This window comes from Pseudomonas sp. PGPPP1 (assembly GCF_002255865.1).
GTDB lineage: Bacteria > Pseudomonadota > Gammaproteobacteria > Pseudomonadales > Pseudomonadaceae > Aquipseudomonas > Aquipseudomonas cremoris.
Genome location: NZ_NKIG01000110.1, coordinates 1 through 626 on the forward strand (window position 1 = coordinate 1; position 626 = coordinate 626).

Below are 626 nucleotides of genomic sequence, written 5' to 3' on the forward strand. Positions count from 1 at the left end.
GGCGATGTTATCCACAACTCCAAAGGAAGGGCCCCTGTCGTGACTGCCATTAAACTGATCGTTGGCCTGGGAAATCCAGGCGCCGAATACGAACAGACCCGGCATAACGCGGGGGCCCTTTTTGTTGAGCGCATCGCCCACGCGCAAGGTGTGAACCTTGTGGCCGATCGCAAATATTTCGGCCTGACCGGGCGCTTCTCGCACCAGGGTCAGGATGTTCGTCTATTGATTCCCACCACCTACATGAACCGCAGCGGCCAGGCTGTCGCGGCGCTTGCGGGTTTCTTTCGGATCAAACCCGAGGAAATCCTGGTGGCCCATGACGAACTGGATCTGCCACCCGGTGTTGCCAAGCTCAAGCTTGGTGGCGGGCATGGTGGGCACAACGGTCTGCGCGACATCATCGCTCAGCTGGGTAATCAGAATAATTTCTACCGTCTGCGGCTCGGCATTGGCCACCCAGGCGTTGCCAGTATGGTTTCAAATTTCGTCCTGGGTCGTGCGCCACGCGCCGAACAGGAAAAACTCGATGCCAGCATCGACTTTGCCCTCGGCGTGCTGCCGGATATCTTCGCCGGTGAATGGAACCGCGCGATGAAAAACCTGCACAGCCAGAAGGCCTGACT

Annotated in this window: 1 protein-coding gene; it reads left to right on the forward strand. The window is 58.3% G+C overall.

Translation table 11 applies throughout. The annotated features are described in order from the left end of the window. Positions 1–39: 39 nt before the first annotated feature. Positions 40–624: an aminoacyl-tRNA hydrolase gene (gene pth, locus CFE47_RS31410; protein WP_010213318.1), complete on the forward strand. Its 585-nt coding sequence runs from the start codon at positions 40–42 to the stop codon at positions 622–624. Positions 625–626: the final 2 nt, after the last annotated feature.